This window comes from Ralstonia pickettii (assembly GCF_030582395.1).
Classification (GTDB): Bacteria; Pseudomonadota; Gammaproteobacteria; order Burkholderiales; family Burkholderiaceae; genus Ralstonia; species Ralstonia pickettii_D.
Genome location: NZ_CP104382.1, coordinates 51,270 through 72,008, shown reverse-complemented (window position 1 = coordinate 72,008; position 20,739 = coordinate 51,270). Strand labels below are relative to the sequence as shown.

Sequence of the window (20,739 nt, the reverse complement as noted above, 5' to 3'; positions counted from 1 at the left end):
GCTTCCAGACCATGGCTTTCGCCACCATCAAGGAAACCCATGAACCTTTCCGACTTCATCGAGGCCAACCTGGCGGGCCTGATCGACGACTGGACGGACTACGCGCGCAAGATCAACGGCGACCGCCCACGTCTGTCTGAACAACAGCTGCGCAACTCGGCGCGCGACCTTCTTCTGCGGATTGCTGCCGATATGCGCGAGGGACAGACCTCAGCGCAGCAGCACGCCAAATCGTGGGGCAACCGTGCGCCCTCGGAATCGGGCTTCAATGAAGCCGCCCACGAGCACGCCGACGACCGCCTCTCACACGGCTTCGACATCAACGATCTGGTGGCGGAATACCGCGCATTGCGCGCCAGCGTGCTGCGCCGATGGCAGCAGGACCCGCAGTCGCACGCCCTGGCGCTGCAAGAGATGATCCGGTTCAACGAGGCCATCGACCAGATGCTTGCAGAGTCGGTGCGCCAGCATGCCCAGCAAACCGAGCGCCTGCGCGACCTGTTTGCCGGCGTGCTGGCCCATGATCTGCGTTCGCCGCTCGGCGCGATCCTGGCGTCTGCAGAAACGCTGCTGCACGACGATGGCTTGTCTTCGCGCAGCGTGCGGGCCGTCGCATTCATTCAGCGCGGTGCGATGCGCGTGCAACAGATGATCGACGACCTGCTCGTCTTTACACGCACCCGCCTGGGCGATTTCCTGCCTACGAGTTTCACCAGCCAGGACATGGGGCGGCTGTGCAACGACGCCATCGACGAAGTGTGTGCGTCGTACCCTGACGCGCAGATCGACCTGCGGCTCGCAGGCGAACTCCGTGGCACCTGGGACGGCAGCAGGCTCGGCCAACTCCTGGTCAATCTGTTGGCCAACGCGGTGCGCTACGGGACCGGCAGGGTCGCCATCGAAGCCGCCGGGCGCGACGGGCACATGACGATCGCCGTTTCGAACGAGGGCAACCCCATCCCGCCTTCTGCTTTTCCAACGCTGTTCGATCCGCTCACCCGCGCGAAGCGCCCCGACCAGAGCGGCAGTGCTGCGGGCATCGGGCTCGGCCTGTATATCTGCCGCTGCATTGTTCAGGCGCATCGCGGGACGATCGATGTGCAATCGTCGGAACACGGTACGACGTTCACTGTTCGAATTCCTCTCTTGGTGACGGCTTGACCGTGGCCGATCGCCTAGCGTGAAAAAAAGCCGGCACCCTGGGGTACCGGCCCTTTTCGCTTCGTTTCTTGCTTTTTGCGAATCGCAGCGCCGATCAGCCCGCCTGACGCAGCGCAGCGGCCTGCTCGCCGCGCTTGCCCATCAGCAGCTGAACCACCACCGCCACGATGATGTTGAAGGCCAGTGCGGTCAGGCCCGTGTAGATGGTGTACTTGTCGCCGCCGATCACGAAGGTGTGCACGGGCTTGATGCCGTCGGAGAAGGCCAGCCAGCTGCCCGCAATCATGCCCGCCGCCCAGCCGGCCAGCAGCGCCGGTGCGCGGAAGCGGTTCGAGATGTTGAACAGCCCGAACACCACCGACGGGAAGGTCTGCACGATCCACACGCCGCCCAGCAGTTGCAGGTCCAGCGCGAACTTGGTCGGCAGGAACAGGATGAACACCAGCGCGCCGGCCTTGACGATCAGCGAGATCACCTTGGCAACCTTTTCCTCACCGGCGTGCGAGAGGTCCGGCGCCACGTAGGGCTTCCAGAAGTTGCGGGTGAACAGGTTCGCTGCGCCAATCGACATGACGGCCGCCGGCACCAGCGCACCAATGGCGATGGCCGAGAACGCAAAGCCCGTGAACCAGCTCGGGAACAGCGCGTTGAACAGCGCGGGCACCACGTCGTTGTTGTTGGTGACCTTGATGCCTGCGGCGTAGGCCATGAAGCCCAGCAGCGCGATCAGGCCCAGCAGCACGGTGTAGGCCGGCAGGAAGACGGCGTTCTTGCGGATGGTGTCTGCACTGCGCGCGGCAAAGATGCCCGTGAGCGTATGCGGATACATGAACGCCGCCAGTGCGGAGCCTATCGCCAGCGTGGCGAACGGCAGGAACTGCGCAGGCTTGAGCGTCAGGCCCGTGGCGCCGCCCTTGATGGCAAACGCGTCATGCGCATTGGCGAACACCGCACCGTAGCCGCCCAGCTTGGCTGGCACCAGCACCACCGCCACCAGCACCACGATGTAGATCATGATGTCTTTGACGAAGGCGATGAGCGCAGGCGCCCGTAGGCCAGCGGAATACGTGTACAGCGCCAGGATGATGAAGGCGGCCGCCAGCGGCAGTTCGCCCGTCAAACCCAGGGCCTTGATCACGACTTCCATGCCGATGAGCTGCAGTGCGATGTAGGGCATCGTCGCCACCACGCCCGTGAGCGCCACCGCAAACTCCAGCGAGCGCGAGCCGTAACGGCCGTACACGGCGTCGGCCGCCGTGACGTGGCCGTTGGCATGTGCCACCTTCCACAACTTCGGCATGATCAGGAAGACGATCGGGTACACCAGGATCGTGTACGGCAGCGCGAAGAAGCCATACGCGCCCACGGCATACACGAGTGCCGGCACAGCGATCACGGTGTAGGCGGTATAGAAATCGCCGCCCACCAGGAACCACGTGATCCAGGTGCCGAAGTTGCGGCCGCCTAGGCCCCACTCTTCAATGTGGGCGCCCTTGTCGGAGTTGCCGCGCTGCCAGCGCGAGGCGATGAAGCCCAGCACCGTCACCAGCGCAAAGAAGAAGATGAAGACGCTGAGCGCAGTCCAGTTGATTTGGCCGTCCATCATTCTTCTCCTTTGCTCTGACCGTTCTTGAAGACGATCCAGATCAGCAGCGAGGTGATCGGCACCCACAGGAACTGGTACCAGTAGAAGAACGGAAAGCCGAAGAGCGCCGGCGTTTCCTGGTTGTAGAACGGCACCCACAGCAGGCCGATGAAAGGCAGTGCGAGCAAGAACTTCATGGGTTGTCTCCTAGTTCGGGGACTTCGGATGTTGTTTTGAACAGGTGAGGTGCCACGCCCGATGCGCGACCAGACGGAGGTCTGACGGATTGCTTTCCGCCTTTGTTGTTATCCGGCGCACTGTGATCGCGCGCGTTCTGAAGGACCATCCGCACCTGTACGCAGCAGCCACACGTAGTACTACGTAGTAAGCGTAGACTTTTCGCATGAAATAACCAATCGCTAAGGTGGGCGCGGGTTTCCTAGGGTTTTCACGAATTCCTGTCACGACAGACACCCGCCGATTGCATGCGCCAAACGCGCAAGCGGCCACGGTGCCGCATGGCACCAAGCACAACGGGGAGCCGCAGTGGCTCCCCGTTGTGCTTGGTGTGGCGCAGCATAGGCCCTGAAGTGCGCAGGGTTTCTGCGCGTGCAGCGTCGCTGTGGGGTCACCGACTGCGGCGCATGCCCACGGGCCGTGCCATGTAGTACGCGATCCCGGCGCATCCGATTGCCCCTACTCGTGCAGGGATGTGCGTGCTGACGGGCGCGTGGCAACCCACCTACACGCCGGATCGGCAATTAAAAGAATGCATTGCCGAGATCATCCGGATTCATTTAAAACAACGCTGATCTTTCTTGTTGGCTTTCAACTCAATTTTTTATCTGCCAAGCCTTTGACATTGTGATTACTTCTTCAAGGGGAAATCGTTTGCCACCCGGCCGCAAATGGCGCAGCCATGAGGAAAAACCCGCACACGCCTCAAATTCAAGCACCCGTTTCTTTAGAGCAAACATTCAAAACCGCGCGTTGTTTTGAGTTTGTTTTCAATCTGACAAAAGAAATACTTGTAAGGTGGCTCTGTCGTACGAATTTTCATCCCACTTAGCCCGGCAATCCCCTCGCCGGGTATTTTTTTGGCTGTGCATCGGGTGGCCTCGCCTGCGGTCATGCATCGAAAAAAATCGGGGACATTGGAAAAGGCCCAGTGCCATTACTGGGGATCAGCACCATGCCGCCACGCCACGACGGCGCATGCGAGCTGCACCACGCCACCGCACAGCATGGCCATGCGCAACCCCGATGCACCGCTGCCGCAAACGGCATACACCGACCCTAAAATCGCCACGCCCATCGTCGCCCCGGTCATGCGCGCCACGTTGACGAGGGCCGATGCCGTGCCGGAGCGCTCCGGCCCGACGGCGCCCACCGCAGCGCCCATCAGCGGGCCGGTGGCGAAGCCCATGCCGAGCCCTGTGAGTGCCAGCCCGACGGCTGCCGGTATCACGGATGCCGCACCGGCAAAGGCGCCCAACGTAAGCAGCCCCAGCGCGATGATGCCCACCCCACCTGCGGTCGCCAGCCGAGCGCCATGGCGGCGCGCTACCGTGCCCGACAAGGGCGACACCGCCACGAAGACCAGTGCCATCGGCATCAGCGCAATCCCTGCGCCAATGACGTTGAAACGCCCGGAGCTCTGCCACATGAGCGGCAGCAGGAAGAGCGCGCCGTACATACCGAACGTCATGCCGGCGGTGGCGACGATGGCGCCGCGAAACTCGCGCACGCAAAAGTGATCCAGTGGCACCAGCGCCTCACCGCCATGGCGCGCTTCTACGCGGATGAACCACGCCAGCGCAATGAGCGCCACGGCCAGCAAGGTTGCCGCCACGACGGGCGCCTGATGCGCTTCGATGGCTGCAAAGGCCAGACCCCCGAGTGTGATGGCGCCCAACACCTGGGCCAGCCCATCAAAACGCCGATGCGCGGCGTCGGACGATTCCGGCACGACGCGCACGGCCAACGCCATGATGACCACGCTCACCGGCACCACCACCCAGAACACGGCGCGCCAGCCGAAGTGGGTGACCAGCACGCCGCCGGCCGTCGGACCGATCGCCATAGCCAGGCCGTTGCACGCCGCCCAGACACCCAGCGCGTGCGCGCGCTCGCACGGGTCGCGCCACACCACCCTCAGGATCGCCAGGGACGCCGGCAGCATCAACGACGCCCCCACACCCGCCATGGCACGCGCGCCGATCAGCCACCCGATCGACGGCGCCAGTGCGCACAGCGCGGATGCCACCGAGAACACCGCTGCACCCGACACAAACGCCCGCCGCCGGCCGTATAGGTCAGCCAGCAGGCCGCCGCTGAGCAGCAGCGCGGCATAGGCCAGGTTGTAGGCGTCGATCACCCACTGCAGCGGGCCGACCGCCGCGTGGAAGAACTGGCCAATCGGGCGCACCGCCAGGTTGACGACCGCGGTGTCGATCTGCGCGACCAGCACGGCCATTGACAAGACGCACAGCACCAGGCGCTTATGCGTCGCGGTGTGGGCATGCGCTGGTCGCATCGTGATTCCATCCATCTCGGGGCCTTTAGCTGTTGGCTTTAGCAAGCGATGGCCCCAGCGTAGTGCCGGCACCCTGGGCAACGCTTCGATGCGTGTCGAAGCATCGTGGCGCGCGGCTCCCTAGAATGGCCACATGACAAGGAGTCCGACATGTCGCATCCAAACAGCTTTTCCGGCACGGCCTTCCTGATTGCCGACCCCGCACGGGCCGCCATGCTGACGGCGTTGCTTGATGGGCGGGCGCTGCCTGCGGGCGAGCTGGCGCATGCTGGGGGCGTCACCGCGCAGACGGCCAGCACGCACCTGGCCAAGTTGCTAGACGGTGGCTTGGTGGTGGTGGAAACCGAGGGGCGGCACAAGTACTTCCGGCTGGCCGGCGCCCATGTGGCGCAAGCGCTGGAGCACCTGGCCGCCATCACGCCCGCCGCAGCCGTGCGGCGCGCCACGCCCAGCCCAAAGGCGCGGGAGCTTGGCTTCTGCCGCTGCTGCTATGACCACCTTGCGGGGCAGGTGGGCGTCGCCGTCACGCAGGCGCTGCAGTCACGCGGCTACCTGCTGCCCATGCCCGACAAGCAGTACGAGATCACGCCTGCCGGCGTCATCTGGTTTGACGATGTGGGGCTCGACGTGCGCGCCATTCGCCCCACGCGGCGCGGGCTGGCGCGGCAATGCCTGGACTGGACCGAGCGCATGCATCACCTCGCAGGGCCGCTCGGGGTGCAGTTCCTGCGTCGCCTGTGCGATGTGGGATGGATGCTGCGCGCACGCGATTCACGCGCGGTGCTGGTCACGCCCAAGGGCTGGCAGGAGTTGCATCAGCGCCTGGGCGTGGATGAGGCAACGGTGCGCAGCGAGGCCGAACACCGTCATGCCTAGGGCCGTCGCTCATTGCCCGGCAAAGGCAAGCACTTCGGGCAGGCGCGCAAGCAGCGCATCGCGCGAGCGGATGCCGCCCGAGGTCGGCTCAACCTTGTCGTCCTGGATCAGGTTGGCAAACACGTACGTCTTGTCGCCCTTCCTGGCCCAGCCGACAAACCACCCGTAAGCGTGCGCCTGGTCCCACGTGCCATCGGGCGAGGTATTGCCCGGCGCAGGGCCGGCGGTGCCCGTCTTGCCCTGCACTGACCAGCCGCCCGGCACCTGCCAGGTCTGCACGGTACGGTCCACCATCTCGTAGGTCCGCGCCGACACCGGCAACTGCCGGTTGACGATCCTGCGCATGAAGCCGACTTGCTCCTCCGGCGAGATCTTCAGCGACGAGGTGATCCACGAGCGGTCCATGCCGTTGTTCTTGCCCGGATCGCCGCTCACATCCATGTTGCCGTAGCCGAGCTTGCGCACGTAGGCCTGGAACGCTTGCGCGCCCATTGCATGCGTAATGCGCTGCGAATACCAGACCACCGAATACTTGAGCCACAGCGCCGGGTCGACGGGCTGGCGCCAGGCTTCGCCGCCCCAGTCGGGATCGCCGCGCCTGAAGTACTCGACCGGGGTGTGCTCGTCTTTCAGGAAGCCGTGGTCAAAGCCCATGACGGCCAGCGCCAGCTTGAAGGTGGAAGCGGGGGTCACGCGCTCGTCGCACCTGCCTTCTTGCAAGACGGCCTTGCCCGTGGCGGCATCGGCCACGATCGTGCAGATCGGGTGCTCGGCGTGGGCAAAGGTTGCAAGCGCGGCGAGCAGGGCGCCGATGGCGGCGTGGCGGCGTTTCATCATCGATCAACCTCATGTTGGGGGTATGCAGAGAACTGCGCCGCAGCGTAGCAGCGAGGTCGCCGTCCTGCAGACCGCCACACGCGTAACGGCTGTAACGCGGGCGCAACTGCCAATCAGAAAAGAGGGGCTTGCAAATTTTTCGGCGGTCGGTAAAATGCGCCGCTCACCTAGCCCAGGTGGCGGAATTGGTAGACGCACTAGTTTCAGGTACTAGCGGGTAACTCCGTGGAGGTTCGAGTCCTCTCCTGGGCACCAGACACAGTCCCAAGCAGTTCAGGGGCGACAAAAAACCCGCGTGGCGATGAGCCTCGCGGGTTTTTTGTTGTGCGGACGGATTCAGCGTGACGCAGCGGTTGCGCCCCGCGCCAGCGAATCGCCAGCAAAGCCACGGCAACGCTCCCGCCAATGTATCGACAGATTTGCGCGATCAGCCCCCGCTCCGATTCAGCAGCGCCGCTCAGAACGCCGCCACCGACAGCGCGACAACCCCCTGCCAGCGACGATTGCGTGGGGTGTCGTGACCAACCGCCGAATACCTCAAGCCTTCCTGGCCGTGCCAACCTGACGCCGTAATGGGCGCTGCTTGCGTTATTGACACACGGTGCGGACGGGTCACCAGCCGTGGAACCGCGCCCACGTCTGCACCACACCCCGCGACGACACCGCCAGATACTCCGGAAACTGCGCCCCCGTGGCGCACGCATGGTTCGGCAGCACACGCAGCTTCGTGCCGACAGGAAAGCGTGCCACAAGGTCTTCACGCGCCGAGCCATCGCTGGCCGCCAGAATGCCGTGCTCCTGGTTCGCGCCGATCAGCGTGAGCCCTTCGAGCGGCGTACCGTCGAGCGTGCACGGCTGCCCGTAGCCAAAGTCATGCGACTGCTTGGCGGTGCCGCGGTCTCGGCTCATCGCCATCCATCCCGCATCGACGATCACCCAGCCTTTGTCGGGCTGATGACCGATCACGGTGGTCAGCACGCTCAGTGCAATCTCGTCCATCGCACACACGCCCACGTTGTGCATGACCAGATCGAAGAACACATAGACGCCGGCGCGCACCTCCGTCACGCCTTCGAGGTGTTCGGTGGCCAACGCCGTTGGGGTGGAACCCACGCTTACCGCTGCGCAGGGCACCCCGGCTTCGCGCAAGCGCTGCGCCGCGCGCAGGCAACCGGCGCGCTCCTGCTCGGCCAATGCGGCCAGCGCGGCGCGGTCGTTCAGATCGTAGCTGGAGCCGGCGTGCGTCATCACGCCGCCCACGTCGATGCCGCCGTTTTTCAGGATGCGGCCGACTTCCAGGAGCGCGTCCTGCTCGGGCGTGATGCCGGAGCGGTGCCCATCGGTGTCGACTTCGATCCACACTTCACAGCGCTCGCCGTGTGCGCGGGCGTAGTCGACGACCGCATGCGCGGCCTCGGCGTTGTCGACCACGAGTTTGAGATCGCAGCCACGCTTGCGCAGCGCCATCGCACGCGGCAGCTTGGTGGCGACAATGCCCACGGCGTACAGGATGTCCTTGATACCGGCGGCAAAGAAGGCCTCGGCCTCCTTCAACGTCGATACGGTGATGCCCTGCGCGCCGGCCGCCACCTGTGCGCGTACGACGTCGAGGCACTTGGTGGTCTTCACATGCGGGCGGAATTTCACGCCCAGCGCGTTCATGCGGTGCTGCATGCGGGCGATGTTGTGCTGCATGCGCGGCAGGTCGATCAACGCTGCGGGCGTGTCGATGGTGTCAATCACGTGTGTGTCGGTGGTCATGGTTGCATCCTCATGCTGCAAAACGGCGGGCCCAAGGCAGCAGATCGTCCAGCGTGGGCGAGGTGATTTCCGGCAACTGGGCGCCCTCCACCGGCGTCAGGCCGATCCGGTTGTGCCAATACGTGCGCAGGCCGACGGCCGCCGTGCCGAACATGTCGTAGCTGGAGCCCGCCACAAATGCCGCGTCGGCCGCCTCCACGCCAAGCTGCTCGAGGGCCATGCGATACGGCTTCGGGTCGGGCTTGTACACGCCGGCCTGCTCGGCCGTGATGACGACATCCCACGTGATCGGCAACAGCGCGGCGGCTTGCCGGCCCAGCCGTTCCGAACAGTTGGTGACCACGGCCAGCTTGCAGTGCGGCTGGAGCTGGGCCAGCGCCTGCGCAGCGCCACTCCACGGTGCGAGCTGCAACCAGTTCGCTTCGAGCGCTTCGGGCGCGGAAGCCGGCAAGCCGACGTTCTGCGCGGCCTGCCGCACCATCGCTTCATAAGGAACGTACGTGCCACAGCCGTACGTGAGCCGCAGATACTCGGCGCGCCAAGTGCGGCCTGCCTGTTCGGAGCCGGCAGCGCGGTTCCAGAGCGACCACGAATCGAGCAACGCGGTCAGCAGATCGAACAGGATGGCCTTGGGATAGCCGGTGTCGGGAGACACGGTGGAGGCGGTGGAAACGTTCACGCTGGTCACCTGCAAATCGGTAGGGATCGATGCAGCCGATTGTAGGTACCCCGCACCGGCTTTCGGTGAAGCTGGCTTGAATCAAAGATTCAGTAGTGCTACATCAAGCACGCCACGGTGGCTGCGGCTTGAAACGGCCTTGCAGCGCCTGCATGAAGTGACGCCTGCGTTGCGGCAACCCCGCGCGGTTGTGCGTGAGGGCGATCACGTTGGCGTCCGGCGCCTTCCAGCCGGGCAGCAATCGCAGGAGGCGGCCTGCGCGCAGGTCGTCGGCGACATCCCATTCCGAGCGCAGGATCACGCCGCGCCCCTCGCACGCCCACTGGCGGATGACATCGCCGTCGTTGCAGATGAGCGGCCTGGGCACGCGCACGCTGCGGCTCGTTCGGCCCTTGCTGAAGTGCCAGAGCGACACGTCCTCCTTGTTCTCGCGCAGAACGATGCAAGGCAGCGCGGCAAGGTCATCGGGCGTTTCCGGCAAACCGAAGCGCTTCACGAACGCAGGCGACGCGCAGACAAAGCGCGCATTCGGCGCAATCGCATGGCCGACCAGGTTCGATACCTGCAATGCGCCGATATGCACCACCACATCAAAGCGGTCCGCCGCCTCGACAAGCGGCGCATCGGACAGCGCCAGTTCGATGTCGACATCAGGATGCTGCTGCTGAAAATCCGCAATGACGGGCGCCACGTAGCGCCGCCCAAACCCCAGCGGCGCATTCACCTTGAGCGTGCCGACCAGGCCGCCACGGCGCGTGTGCAAATCCTCCGCCAGTGCATCGAGCTGGCGGATCAGCTCTGCCCCGCGCTCGCACAGCAGCGCGCCCTCTTGCGTAAAGCGCAGGCTGCGCGCCGTGCGGTCGACCAGCCGTGTGCCCAGCTTCTTCTCCAACTGCTGCAGGCGCTGCGACACGGCCGACGGCGTCAAGTCCAACGCGCGCGCCGTCGCCACCAGGCTGCCGTTGTGCTGGATGGCGAGCAGGAAGCGCAGGTCGGCGGAGTCCGTCATGGGTTACTTGCCGGCAAAGCGGTCCGTTGCGGCCAGCAACTGATCGAGGATGCCCGGCTCGGACCACGCATGACCGGCACCTTCGATCAGGTGGAAGTCCGAATCCGGCCACGCCTGATGCAACGCATATGCATAGCGCGCGGGGCATGGCATGTCGTAGCGGCCATGCACAATCACGCCCGGAATGCCTGCCAGCCTGTGCGCCTCGCGCAGTAGCTGGCCCTCTTCCAGCCAGCACTGATGCGTGAAGTAGTGGTTCTCCAGCCGCGCAAAGGCCAGGGCGAAATGGTCGTCGGCGTGCTTCGCGCTGTTGGCGGGGTCGGGCAGCAGCGTGATGGTCTCGCCTTCCCACACGCTCCACGCGCGGGCAGCTTCGATCTGCTTGGCGGTGTCGTTGCCGGTCAGCACTTTGCGATAGGCCGCAATCATGTCGCCGCGCTCGGCCTCCGGAATCGGTGCCTGAAAGCGTGCCCATTTCTCGGGGAACATCTCGGACACGCCGTACTGGTAATACCAGCGCAGCTCGGCTTGCGTGACGGTGTAGATACCACGCAGCACCAGTTCGCTCACATGCTGCGGATACTTCTGCGCGTAAGCGAGCGCCAACGTCGAGCCCCACGAGCCGCCGAAGACAAGCCAACGGTCCGCACCGGCGATGGCGCGCAGTCGTTCGATATCGGCCACAAGGTGCCACGTCGTGTTGGCCTCCAGGCCCGCGTGCGGCGTTGACCGCCCGCAGCCGCGCTGGTCGAACAGCATCACGTCGTAGCGTGCCGGTTCGAACACGCGGCGGTGGTCTGCCGAAACACCACCGCCCGGCCCACCGTGCAGGAACACCGCCGGCTTGGCGCCGGGCGTGCCGACGCGCTCGTAGTAGACCGTGTGGCCATCGCCCACGTCCAGCATGCCGGTTTCATACGGTTCGATGGGCGGATACAGCGTGCGCAGTGCAGACATGGTCGGTCCTGTCGAAAGGTTGCCGTGGGAATGGGCTGATTCTACAGAGCGGTTGTCGCTAGCAAGGAGGCGTGACGAACACGCTCGCGCCGGTATGGCGGTGCCAGCGGGAGGCACGTTTGCTCGCGCCACCAGCAACCCTGCACGATCGGCTGAGTGACGAACCTGCCACCCCCATGTGGTGACGAGGCGACACTGCCCACTGTGATTTGCTGCGCCGCAATATTCGGGCTAGCATTCGGGTATTCCCTACTAGGGTTATCCCTAAATCAGTCCGCAGAAGGAATCGCCATGAACACCGTCGCTCTCAAAGCCGCCCGCACTTCGCGCCTCGCCCGTTTCTGGCAAATCGTGCGCCGTGAAGCCAGCCGCGCCGTTGCGCTGCACGTGGAAAGCTGCGGCATGATGGCTGAGCTATATCGCCGTTCGGGCCGCTAAGCTGAACCTTCCCGGTGTGGCGCTGCCGGCTCAGATCAGGTCTCGCTCCACTGCCGCATCAGGTTGTGATACACCCCGATCAGGGTGCGACGCGCGGTGGCATCGGCGTCGGTCTGGTTGAGCGTCTGGATGGCGTTGTCCAGGTCGAACAGCATGGCGCGCTGCGCGTCATCGCGAATCAGGCTCTGGATCCAGAAGAAGCTCGCCACGCGCACCCCGCGCGTGATGGGCGTCACCTGATGCAGGCTCGTTGCCGGATAGATGACCAGGTCACCGGCATTGAGCTTGACGCTGTGCATGCCATAGGTGTCTTCAATCTGCAGTTCGCCGCCATCGTAGCTGGCGGGGTCTGACAGAAACAGCGTGGCCGAGATATCGGTACGCAGCTTTGTGCCGTTGTGCGGGTGGATGCGCACGCTGCCGTCGACATGCGCGCCGAAGGTCATGCCTTCGCCGTAGCGGTTGAACATCGGCGGGTACACCACGTTCGGCAACGCCGCGCTGATGAAGCGCGGGTGCCGCTCCAGCACGCTCAGGATGAGCTGCTGGCACTGCAGGGCCACTTCTGCGCCCTCATCGATCTGCTGGTTGACCTTGACCGGCGCCCCCGAATAGCCGGCCGACACACGGCCATCCACCCAGGCATCGCCCGCGTTGTCGAGCAGATCGCGCAGCGCAGCCACCTGCGCGGCGTTGAAGACGTTCGGTATGCAGACAAGCATGGCGCTCGAAGAAAACGGGGATGCTGGCCGAGGGCCCATCCCCCAGCCATTACATCCGATACACCACCGACAGCATCGCCGCACGGCCGGTGCCCGGCACGGCGCGGCCGCCATCGGACGGAATCAGCGCATCGTAATACGTCTTGTTGAACACGTTGAACAGGTTCAGACGCACGTCGTATTTCGGCTGGTGGTAAGCCAGCATCGCATCCCAGCGCACGAAGCCGCCCACCTGCACCGTGTCGGTGTTGTTGGCGTAGCGCTGCGACATGTAGAACGCGCCTGCGCCCACTTCCCAGTTCGGCAGGAAGGCGTAGCTCGTCCACACCGTCGCGGCGTGCTTGGGCGTGTTGGCCGGCGTCATGCCCTGCGTGCCCGCGGCGATGCCGTTGACGATCTGCGCATCCAGGTACGTATAGCCCGCGAAGATCTGCAGCTTGTCGGTTACGTGGCCAGTCGCACCCAGGCGCGCACCGCGCACGCGGATCTTGCCTGCCGACGTGTACGTCGTGCTGTCGATCTGCGTGCGGGCATTGTCCTTGGTGATCTGGAACAGCGCCGAGTTGACCGACAGGTCGCCGTTGAGCAGATCCCACTTGCCCCCGGCCTCGTACGACTTGTTCTTCTCCGGGTCCAACCCCTGCTGGCCCGTGGTGCCCACGAGTTGTTCCAATGACGGGTTGAACGACGTGCCGTACGACACGTAGTACGACTGCCAGTCCGTCGGCTGCCAGATGCCGCCCAGGCGCGTGCTGACAAAGTTCACGGTCTGCTGGGCGTACGGCAGCGCGGTGATCTTGGCCGACGCAGGCGTGTTCGCCGAGTTCAGCGAATTCGAAATGCTCGCCACGTAGCGGTCATAGCGCAGGCCGGCGACCGCCTTCCATTGCTTGGTGAATTCGATCGAATCGTTGAAGTACGCCGCCACCGTGTTGGCCGAGCCGCCCTGCAGGTTGCCCAGGCTCGACGGTGTGCTGGCCGGCGATGTGGTGTAGCTCGGGCTGACCAGCGGCTCGCACGACACAAAGCCGCTCGTCATGCTCGACTGCGCCAGCGGCGTGCCGTTGCACGAACCGTTGCGATAGTAATTCTGGTTGTCGTAGCCGTCGTGGCCGAACTCGGTGCCGGCCAGCAGCGTGTGCTTGACCGAACCCGTATCGAATTTAGCGGTCAGCTCGGTCTGGTTGAACAGCGAATAGTCGCGGATGCGGCGGTCATGGCTTTGCAAACGCACCGACAGCGCGGAGAGCGGCAGATTGCTGTTGGTCAGCGCCGTGAACACGCCCGACGAATTGACCGTACCGACGGAGTTGGGCGCTGTCTCCCGCGCGTCCGTCTCGACGTAATTGAACTGCGTCTTATTGCGCAGTCGCAGGTTGGGCGAGAACTTGTGATCGACAGTGGCCGAGAACGACGCCACGTCCTGCGTGGTGCGGTCATCGGTGTAGCCGTAGTACGTCTTTGGGCTGACGTTGACCGGGTGGCCGTTGAGGTTCGGCAGGCCGTAATCGGGCATGTCGCGGTTGTGCTGCAGCAGCGCGGACAGTGTCACCTCGGTCGGCGTGCCGATGCCGAAGCGCCACGACGGCGCGATGCCGAAATCCTGCGCGGTCATCTCGTCGCGTGTGCTCGACTTGCCGTTCTGCGCCATCGCGGCGATGCGGAATGCAGAAGTGCCAGACGTGGGGGTGTTGACGTCGGCGGTCGCCCGCACGAGACCGTTGGTGGTGACCGAACCGGTGATTTCCGTGGCGGCCTTCAGATTCGGCTTTTTCGTCACCTGGTTGATGACACCGCCCGTCGAGCCGCGGCCAAACAGCATCGACGACGGGCCCATCAACACTTCGACTGAATCGAGGGCGAACAGGTCGCGGTAATACTGGCCGCGATCCCGGAAGCCGTCGAGGTAGATGTCGGTACGCGCCGAGAAGCCGTTCAGATTGATGTTGTTGCCGATCTGCCCGCCTTCGGCCGCACCAATGGTGATGCCAGGCACATTGCGCAGCGCATCGGCAAGCGAGCTGCCGCCTTGCGCGTCGGTCAACGCCTTGGGCACGACCGTCACCGATTGCGGCACATCGCGCAGGTTTTCAGGCAGTTTGGAAATGGAGCTTCTGGCGGCGTTGTAGTCGTCGCGAGGGGCGGCGCCTTTTACAACGGCTTCCGGCAAGGTGGCGGTGGCGGGTGCCTGCGCAAGCGTGGCCTGCTGGGCAAGGGCGACGGTGGGCGTGGCAAACAAAGCCAACAGGGCGCTGGCGACGGGCGTGCGGCGGTTCATTGCGTGGTTTCTCCGGCGGCGCTCTTCTATTGAGTGCCAGCCGGGACGGAACGCCCTCCTGCGCCCGTGCCGCCGTGCACGAGAGCGCACTACGTATTGCGGACGCAAATATAAATGATAACGATTCGCAATAGCAACAAATGTCGAAGGGCCGCCTAAAAGTTCCCGAAAACGCAACCCAAAAAGCAACCTATAGATCGCTTTTGCTTCGAGTTAGCTGACAAGGCGAGGGGGCGATCTCCGAACACTGATGGCCGTTGATGGATCAGCGTCAAAGCGTACCTATTTCTGCGTGCCATTCGGGGGCGTTGGAAGGTGCGCGGCGGCGTCGCCTGCGTCCTGACGATTGCGCGCCAGCGCACGCGCATACACGGACGGGGCACCTGCCGCATGCGCCGTCACATAGCCAGTGATGCAAGCCAACATGAGCGGCAGCACCACCTGATACGACAGCGTCATCTCGAAGATCATGAGGATCGACATGAGGGGCGCATGCGTGGTGGCGGCCAGCAGCGCGCCCATGCCGACCACGGCGTAGCTGACCGGCACGGGCGCTGCATCCGGCAGCAGCGCGTGCATGCCTGTTCCATACAGCAAACCCAACGCGGCGCCGCAGAACAGCGTGGGCGTAAAGACACCGCCCACTGCGCCCGACCCTGCGCTTGACGCCGTCGCCACCACCTTGCAGATCAGCACGAGCGCCACCGTCTGCCACAGCCACGGCTCGTGCAGGAACGCATTGACCACGCTGTAGCCGTTACCCCAGACCTCGGGCACGCCCGTTGAAAGCACACCGACGATCAACCCGCCGGCGGCCAAGCGCAACGTAAGCGGCAGCCTGGTACGTGCGAACGCATCGCGCGCGCGGTCGATCAAACCGAGCAGCAACGGCCCAGCCATCCCCGCGGCCAGACCCAGGCCGAGATACGTCAGCACTTCCCAGCCGGAAACGAAATCGAAGTGCGGCATCTCGTAGACCGCCCCGTAGCCGAAGAATTGGCGCACCACGATGTCAGCGGTGACCGCCGCCACCAGCAGCGGCCCGAGCGTCGCCGTGGTGATGACACCAAACACGATTTCGCAGACGAACACCGCACCGGAGATGGGCGCGTTGTAGGCAGACGTGATGCCGGCAGCGGCACCGCAGGCGACCAGCAGACGCAATTGCTCGACCGGCACGGGCGTCCAGTGCCGCAGCACGCGGCCGACCAGCGAGCCGCACATTGCCGCCAGCTGCACCATCGGCCCTTCGCGCCCGATCGATGCGCCGCTGGCCACCGAGCACAACGACGACGCGCTGCGTACCAGGCTCTGCCGCGCGCTCAACACGCCATCGCCCACGGCAATGGCTTCCATATAGTCATCTGAGCCTTTGCGGGGAATCCACTTCAGGCCCACCTGCAACGTGATGCCTGCCAGCAGTCCGCCCACGGTCGGCACGAGCAGTCGCGCCCACCAAGGCAGCGCCCGCGCCGTGGCCACCAAACCTTGGTCCGTACCCGAAAGCCACCATTGCAGTTGACGCAGGCATTCGCGAAACAGGATCGTCGACAAGGCGCCCGCGCAGCCGATCAGCCCGGCAATCACGAACACCAGATGCTCGCGACCGAAGGGCAGTCGGGCAATCGCGCGCCGCCACCATGGCTGGCGCGGCATATCCGGTTGAGGCGGCGGCGTGTCGGTCATGTCGATTCACATCAGGACAGGTCGACATGATAGCGACGGCACCGCACCCGTTTTAAGTCGATGTCGCGACCACGGCGTCTGGCAGCCACGCTTGTGGTGTATCTGCACTTCGACGATTCGGGCCCCAGGCAATGACGCGCGCCTGCACGAGGTTTTCGATCACAAAAGGATCGCGCGCGACGATGGCGTCGATCTCTTCGCGGGATTCGGCACGCGCCAGGATCCCACCGCCTTCACGCGGGAAGAACGGCCCCGACATCAGGAAGTGGCCGCTCGCATAGTGGGCGTCCAGATGCGCGCGGTGCGCAGGCAGCACACGATCGAGTGCTTCAAGCGGTGCGGTGTAGTTGAAAAGAATCAGGTACAGCATGCGATGGCTCCTTGTGGGTGGATGTGACACCTTCGAAACGCGAGACCCGGCAGCGTGAAACAACCACGCTCAGTGTCCCGCAGAAATGGGTACGCTTTGCACGGAAACCCTTCGCCGCGCAGGGTTCTCAAGGGCGCAAGAGCAAGGCCCCGACGGTGTGTCCGGCCTCCAGTGCAGTGTGGGCGGCAGCGGCATCTTCGAGTGCATAGGTCCCGCCCACCGGCACGCGCACGCCCTCGAGCATGCGCTGCAAAGCGGCCTGTGCCCCGGTCCGGTAGTTCGACAGATCGGCCATGTAGCGGATGACACCCGGCCGCGCCAACGCAATGGATCGCGATGGCCCAAGCGCTGCAAGATCGACGGCGTTCGTTTGAGCGTTGCCGACATCGCCCGCCTGACCGATGCTTGCCACCATGCCGAAGGGTCGCGTCACCGCCAACGAGGTCTGCAGCATGGCGCCGCCAATGCCGTCGACCACGTAGTCGACGCCTTCCCCGCCGGTGAGCTGGAGCACGGCTTCGCGCACATCTTGCTGGCGATGCAGCACGATGTGGTCCGCGCCGTGGCCGATGGCGATGGCGGCCTTCGCTTCGCTGCCCACCGTGCCGATCACGCGCGCCCCCTGGCGCTTGGCCCACTGGACCAGCAACGCGCCCAAGCCGCCGGCTGCGGCATGCACGAGCACCGTATCGCCGGCGCGCACCTGCCGTACCCGCGTCAGCAGCATGTGTGCAGTGATGCCGCGGACCAACGTGGCTGCCACGGTTTCGTCATCCAGCGCATCGGGCAAGGCAATCGCCCGTTCGGCCGGGATGTTGCGGTGGCTGGCATAGCCGCCGGGCGCGCCGTCCATCAAGCCGGCCCAGGCGACACGCTGGCCCACCACAAAACCGCGTACGTCTGTACCCAATGCTTCCACCACGCCGACACCCTCCACCCCGAGCACTGCCGGAAACGCCGCAACGGGATACAAGCCGGTACGGTGATACACGTCGACAAAGTTCACGCCAACGGCGGTGTGGCGCACCGTCAACGCGTTCGGTGCGGGTGGTGGCAACATCAGGCTGGCGGCCCGCAGAGCCAATGCCGGTCCGGGTTCACGGAGTTGAATCACTTTGGCATGCATGGCAAAAGTCCTCGCAGAAATGGGTACGCTTTTCGGTTTTTGTGGTGACGGGTACTGCGTTCATCACGTTGTGAAACAAGCGTAATCCGTTCAGAATCACCCGGGAATTCACAAAAACTGATCAGCTTCTGTGCAAAAAAGCTCAGATTGGCCAAAAAACGTGCGTGCCCTGGCGCGTGCGGCGGCGGTCGAACCTTCTTCTTCCTTGCAGTGGGATGACGTGCGCTACTTTCTCGTGCTGGCGCGCGAGGGCAGCTTGTCGGCCGCTGCCCGACGTCTGGCGGTGGAACACACCACGGTCGCGCGGCGTGCAGATGCGTTGGAGCAATCGTTGGGCGTGCGCTTGTTCGACCGCCTGCCGCGCGGCTGGCGCCTGACTGCGGAGGGCAACGCGCTGGCAGAACGCGCTGAACGCATGGAGCAGGAAGCCGCTGGCTTTGTACGTGCGGCAGCAGGCGCGGGCAGCTTGCGTGGGACGGTGCGTATCTCTGCGCCACCCACGGTGGCCAGCCACATCATCGCGCCCAACCTGGCGACGCTGCGCCGGCAATGGCCCGGCATCGACCTCGTGCTGCTGGGCGAAAAACGCAACGCCAACCTGATGGCGCACGAGGCCGACCTGGCGGTGCGCCTGTCGCGTCCAACGTCGTCTGCCTTGGCGACACGGCCGCTGGGCGACCTCGGCTACGGTCTGTACGCCACCGCAGAGGTGCTCGCACGCCCCGAATCCGAATGGGAATTCATCGGCTACGACGACAACCTGCGTCACGTGCCGCAACAGCGCTGGCTGGACAACTACGCAGGCGACCGTCGCGTGGTCTTACGTTGCAGCGATCTGGCAGCAATGCATCAGGCAGCGTTGGCCGGACTGGGTGTCGCAGCGCTGCCGCACCTGCTTGGCGCGCCCGCAGAAACGGGTACGCTTTTGCGCCGATTGCCCGTTGACGACCCTGCGTTGCATCGAGAAATCTGGTTGGTGATCCACCCCGACGTTCGTCGATCACCACGCGTGCGGGCCGTGGCCGACGCATTGATCGCGTTGTTCGACGCACAGCGACACGTCTTGGCGGGGATTTGAACGTACGCAGAAACGGGTACGCTTTTGGATGAAAACGAACCGCAAACCCAATGGATATGCGGTTCTTGCGCCTCGGCAATGTTGCATGCCGAGGCGCGTCCGAAACACTCAGCCGCCCAGGTAGGCTTCGAGCACGCGCGGATTACCCAGCAGGTTTTTGCCGCTATCCGCCAGCACGATCTCGCCGGTTTCCAATACGTAGCCGTGTTGCGCGATCTTCAGCGCCTGGCGCACGTTCTGCTCGACCAGGAAGATCGTCAGCCCCTCGGCATTGATGGTGCGCAGGATGCGGAAGATCTCCTGCACGATGATCGGCGCGAGGCCCATCGATGGTTCATCCAGCAGCAGCACGCGCGGACGCGCCATCAGCGCGCGGCCGATGGCCAACATCTGCTGCTCGCCGCCCGACAGGTTGCCGGCCAGACCGTCGATGCGCTCCTTCAGGCGCGGGAACAGGTGGAATACGCGCTCCAGGTCGGAGGCGATCTGGCCGCGGTCCTTGCGCGCGTTTCGTGTATAGGCGCCCAGCTCCAGGTTCTCGCGCACCGTCATCGTAGTGAGCGTGGCGCGCCCTTCGGCCACCTGCACGATGCCGCGTTCCACACGCTTGTGGGCAGACCACTGCGTAACGTCTTCGCCTTCGAACAGGATCTTGCCGCGCACATCACCCTGCGACTTCGGAATCAGGCCCGAAAGCGCCAGCAGCGTGGTCGATTTGCCCGCACCGTTTGCGCCGACCAGTGAGGTGATCTCGCCCGCCTTGAGCGCAAAGTCGATGCCCTTCACGGCTGCGATGTGCCCGTACGACACATCGAGCCCTTTCACTTCCAGCAACGTGGTCATGCCGTCTCCTTCTGCGCGGCCTCGCCGTTCGCGTCATCGTCGTCATCGCGGCCCAGATACGCTTCGATGACTTGCGGGTCGTTGCGGATCGCCTCTGGCGGCCCCTCTGCGATGATGCGGCCGAAGTTCAGCACCGCAATGCGCTCGCACAGGCCCATCACGAAACGCATGTCGTGCTCGATCATGAAGATCGTGTAGCCGCGCGCCTTGATGTTTTCGATCTCGGCCATCAGGTCGACCTTCTCGCCCGTGTTCATGCCGGCGACGGGCTCGTCGAGCAGCAGCAGCTTGGGCTCGGTGGCCAAGGCCCGCGCGAGTTCAAGCTTGCGCTGGTCGCCGTACGAGAGGTTGTCGGCAATGTCATGCGCCTTGTGGTCGAGCTTGACCCACGAAAGCAGCTCCAGTGCGCGATCGCGCGCGCGACGCTCGGCGGCGCGGTACTTCGGCAGCGAGAGCAGCAGGCCCGGCGCACCGTAGTCCAGATGCCGGTGCATGCCGACCACCACGTTTTCCAGCAACGTCATCTCCTTGAAGATGCGGATGTTCTGGAAGGTGCGCGCAATGCCCATCTGCGTGATCTGGTGCGGCTTCTTGCCGACGAGATCTTCGCCGTTGAATGTGAGCGAGCCACCGGTGGGGGCCAGCAGGCCTGTGATGAGGTTGAAGACGGTCGTCTTGCCGGCGCCGTTCGGGCCGATCAAGCCAAAGATGCTGCCTTGCGGCACTTCAATGTTGACGTCCTGCAAGACCGACAGGCCGCCAAAGCGCTTGGAAATGGAGGTGAGTTTCAGCATGGC

General features: G+C 64.5%; 19 protein-coding genes and 1 tRNA gene. 5 read left to right on the top strand and 15 right to left on the bottom strand.

All coding sequences use genetic code 11. The features are described 5' to 3' along the window. Positions 1-39: 39 nt before the first annotated feature. Entirely contained in the window at positions 40-1,161 is a 1,122-nt protein-coding gene (locus N5B55_RS17115) for a sensor histidine kinase (RefSeq protein ID WP_304540552.1), read from the top strand. Positions 1,162-1,255: 94 nt separating this feature from the next. On the opposite strand, the gene mctP is transcribed toward N5B55_RS17115, so the two are convergent. The 3 genes from mctP to N5B55_RS17100 form a co-directional block, all read right to left on the bottom strand. After that, positions 1,256-2,764: a monocarboxylate uptake permease MctP gene (gene mctP / locus N5B55_RS17110; RefSeq protein ID WP_065859424.1), complete on the bottom strand. Its 1,509-nt coding sequence runs from the start codon at positions 2,762-2,764 to the stop codon at positions 1,256-1,258. Next, complete coding sequence (locus tag N5B55_RS17105; RefSeq protein WP_004632354.1) at positions 2,764-2,943, bottom strand: DUF3311 domain-containing protein; 180 nt, start codon at positions 2,941-2,943, stop codon at positions 2,764-2,766. Before N5B55_RS17105 ends, mctP begins: the two co-directional genes overlap by 1 nt. 977 nt (positions 2,944-3,920) lie before the next feature. Then, the gene (locus N5B55_RS17100) at positions 3,921-5,297 is read right to left on the bottom strand and encodes an MFS transporter (protein ID WP_369812446.1); all 1,377 of its coding nucleotides are present in this window, start codon (positions 5,295-5,297) and stop codon (positions 3,921-3,923) included. Between the two features lie 135 nt (positions 5,298-5,432). On the opposite strand from N5B55_RS17100, the gene N5B55_RS17095 reads away from it, so the two are divergent. Next, positions 5,433-6,158, top strand: coding sequence for an ArsR/SmtB family transcription factor (locus N5B55_RS17095; RefSeq protein WP_154205475.1), 726 nt, complete (start codon positions 5,433-5,435; stop codon positions 6,156-6,158). Between the two features lie 9 nt (positions 6,159-6,167). On the opposite strand, the gene blaOXA is transcribed toward N5B55_RS17095, so the two are convergent. Then, positions 6,168-6,995: an OXA-22 family class D beta-lactamase gene (gene blaOXA / locus N5B55_RS17090; RefSeq protein ID WP_304540545.1), complete on the bottom strand. Its 828-nt coding sequence runs from the start codon at positions 6,993-6,995 to the stop codon at positions 6,168-6,170. Positions 6,996-7,165: 170 nt separating this feature from the next. Between blaOXA and N5B55_RS17085 the strand changes: the two genes are divergently transcribed. Continuing rightward, a tRNA-Leu gene (locus tag N5B55_RS17085) sits at positions 7,166-7,250 on the top strand. 357 nt (positions 7,251-7,607) lie between these two features. Here the strand turns inward: N5B55_RS17085 and N5B55_RS17080 are convergent. The 4 genes from N5B55_RS17080 to pip form a co-directional block, all read right to left on the bottom strand. Beyond that, positions 7,608-8,756: a DSD1 family PLP-dependent enzyme gene (locus tag N5B55_RS17080; RefSeq protein WP_304540543.1), complete on the bottom strand. Its 1,149-nt coding sequence runs from the start codon at positions 8,754-8,756 to the stop codon at positions 7,608-7,610. A gap of 10 nt (positions 8,757-8,766) precedes the next feature. After that, complete coding sequence (locus N5B55_RS17075; protein ID WP_304540541.1) at positions 8,767-9,435, bottom strand: HAD-IA family hydrolase; 669 nt, start codon at positions 9,433-9,435, stop codon at positions 8,767-8,769. Between the two features lie 103 nt (positions 9,436-9,538). Then, entirely contained in the window at positions 9,539-10,444 is a 906-nt protein-coding gene (locus N5B55_RS17070; RefSeq protein ID WP_304540539.1) for a LysR family transcriptional regulator, read from the bottom strand. 3 nt (positions 10,445-10,447) lie between these two features. Beyond that, a complete protein-coding gene (pip, locus tag N5B55_RS17065) occupies positions 10,448-11,401 on the bottom strand; it encodes a prolyl aminopeptidase (RefSeq protein WP_304540537.1) in 954 nt (317 codons plus the stop codon). 291 nt (positions 11,402-11,692) lie between these two features. Between pip and N5B55_RS17060 the strand changes: the two genes are divergently transcribed. Next, positions 11,693-11,839, top strand: coding sequence for a hypothetical protein (locus N5B55_RS17060; RefSeq protein ID WP_173004129.1), 147 nt, complete (start codon positions 11,693-11,695; stop codon positions 11,837-11,839). A gap of 35 nt (positions 11,840-11,874) precedes the next feature. On the opposite strand, the gene N5B55_RS17055 is transcribed toward N5B55_RS17060, so the two are convergent. The 5 genes from N5B55_RS17055 to N5B55_RS17035 form a co-directional block, all read right to left on the bottom strand. Further along, the gene (locus N5B55_RS17055) at positions 11,875-12,561 is read right to left on the bottom strand and encodes a Fe2+-dependent dioxygenase (RefSeq protein ID WP_027679602.1); all 687 of its coding nucleotides are present in this window, start codon (positions 12,559-12,561) and stop codon (positions 11,875-11,877) included. Positions 12,562-12,610: 49 nt separating this feature from the next. Next, positions 12,611-14,839, bottom strand: coding sequence for a TonB-dependent receptor (locus N5B55_RS17050; protein WP_304540531.1), 2,229 nt, complete (start codon positions 14,837-14,839; stop codon positions 12,611-12,613). 282 nt (positions 14,840-15,121) lie between these two features. Beyond that, positions 15,122-16,525, bottom strand: a complete 1,404-nt coding sequence (locus N5B55_RS17045) for a ClcB-like voltage-gated chloride channel protein (RefSeq protein WP_304540529.1) — start codon at positions 16,523-16,525, stop codon at positions 15,122-15,124. 52 nt (positions 16,526-16,577) lie between these two features. Beyond that, a complete protein-coding gene (locus N5B55_RS17040; protein ID WP_304540527.1) occupies positions 16,578-16,895 on the bottom strand; it encodes a YciI family protein in 318 nt (105 codons plus the stop codon). A 127-nt stretch (positions 16,896-17,022) separates the two neighbouring features. After that, complete coding sequence (locus tag N5B55_RS17035; RefSeq protein ID WP_304540525.1) at positions 17,023-18,021, bottom strand: zinc-binding dehydrogenase; 999 nt, start codon at positions 18,019-18,021, stop codon at positions 17,023-17,025. Positions 18,022-18,226: 205 nt separating this feature from the next. On the opposite strand from N5B55_RS17035, the gene N5B55_RS17030 reads away from it, so the two are divergent. Beyond that, positions 18,227-19,099: a LysR family transcriptional regulator gene (locus tag N5B55_RS17030; RefSeq protein WP_304541836.1), complete on the top strand. Its 873-nt coding sequence runs from the start codon at positions 18,227-18,229 to the stop codon at positions 19,097-19,099. A gap of 108 nt (positions 19,100-19,207) precedes the next feature. On the opposite strand, the gene N5B55_RS17025 is transcribed toward N5B55_RS17030, so the two are convergent. Further along, positions 19,208-19,942 carry an ABC transporter ATP-binding protein gene (locus tag N5B55_RS17025; RefSeq protein WP_304540523.1) on the bottom strand — a complete coding sequence of 245 codons (735 nt, stop codon included), beginning with the start codon at positions 19,940-19,942 and terminating at the stop codon, positions 19,208-19,210. After that, entirely contained in the window at positions 19,939-20,736 is a 798-nt protein-coding gene (locus N5B55_RS17020; RefSeq protein ID WP_304540521.1) for an ABC transporter ATP-binding protein, read from the bottom strand. The genes N5B55_RS17025 and N5B55_RS17020 overlap by 4 nt, the downstream gene beginning before the upstream one ends. Between the last annotated feature and the right edge of the window lie 3 nt (positions 20,737-20,739).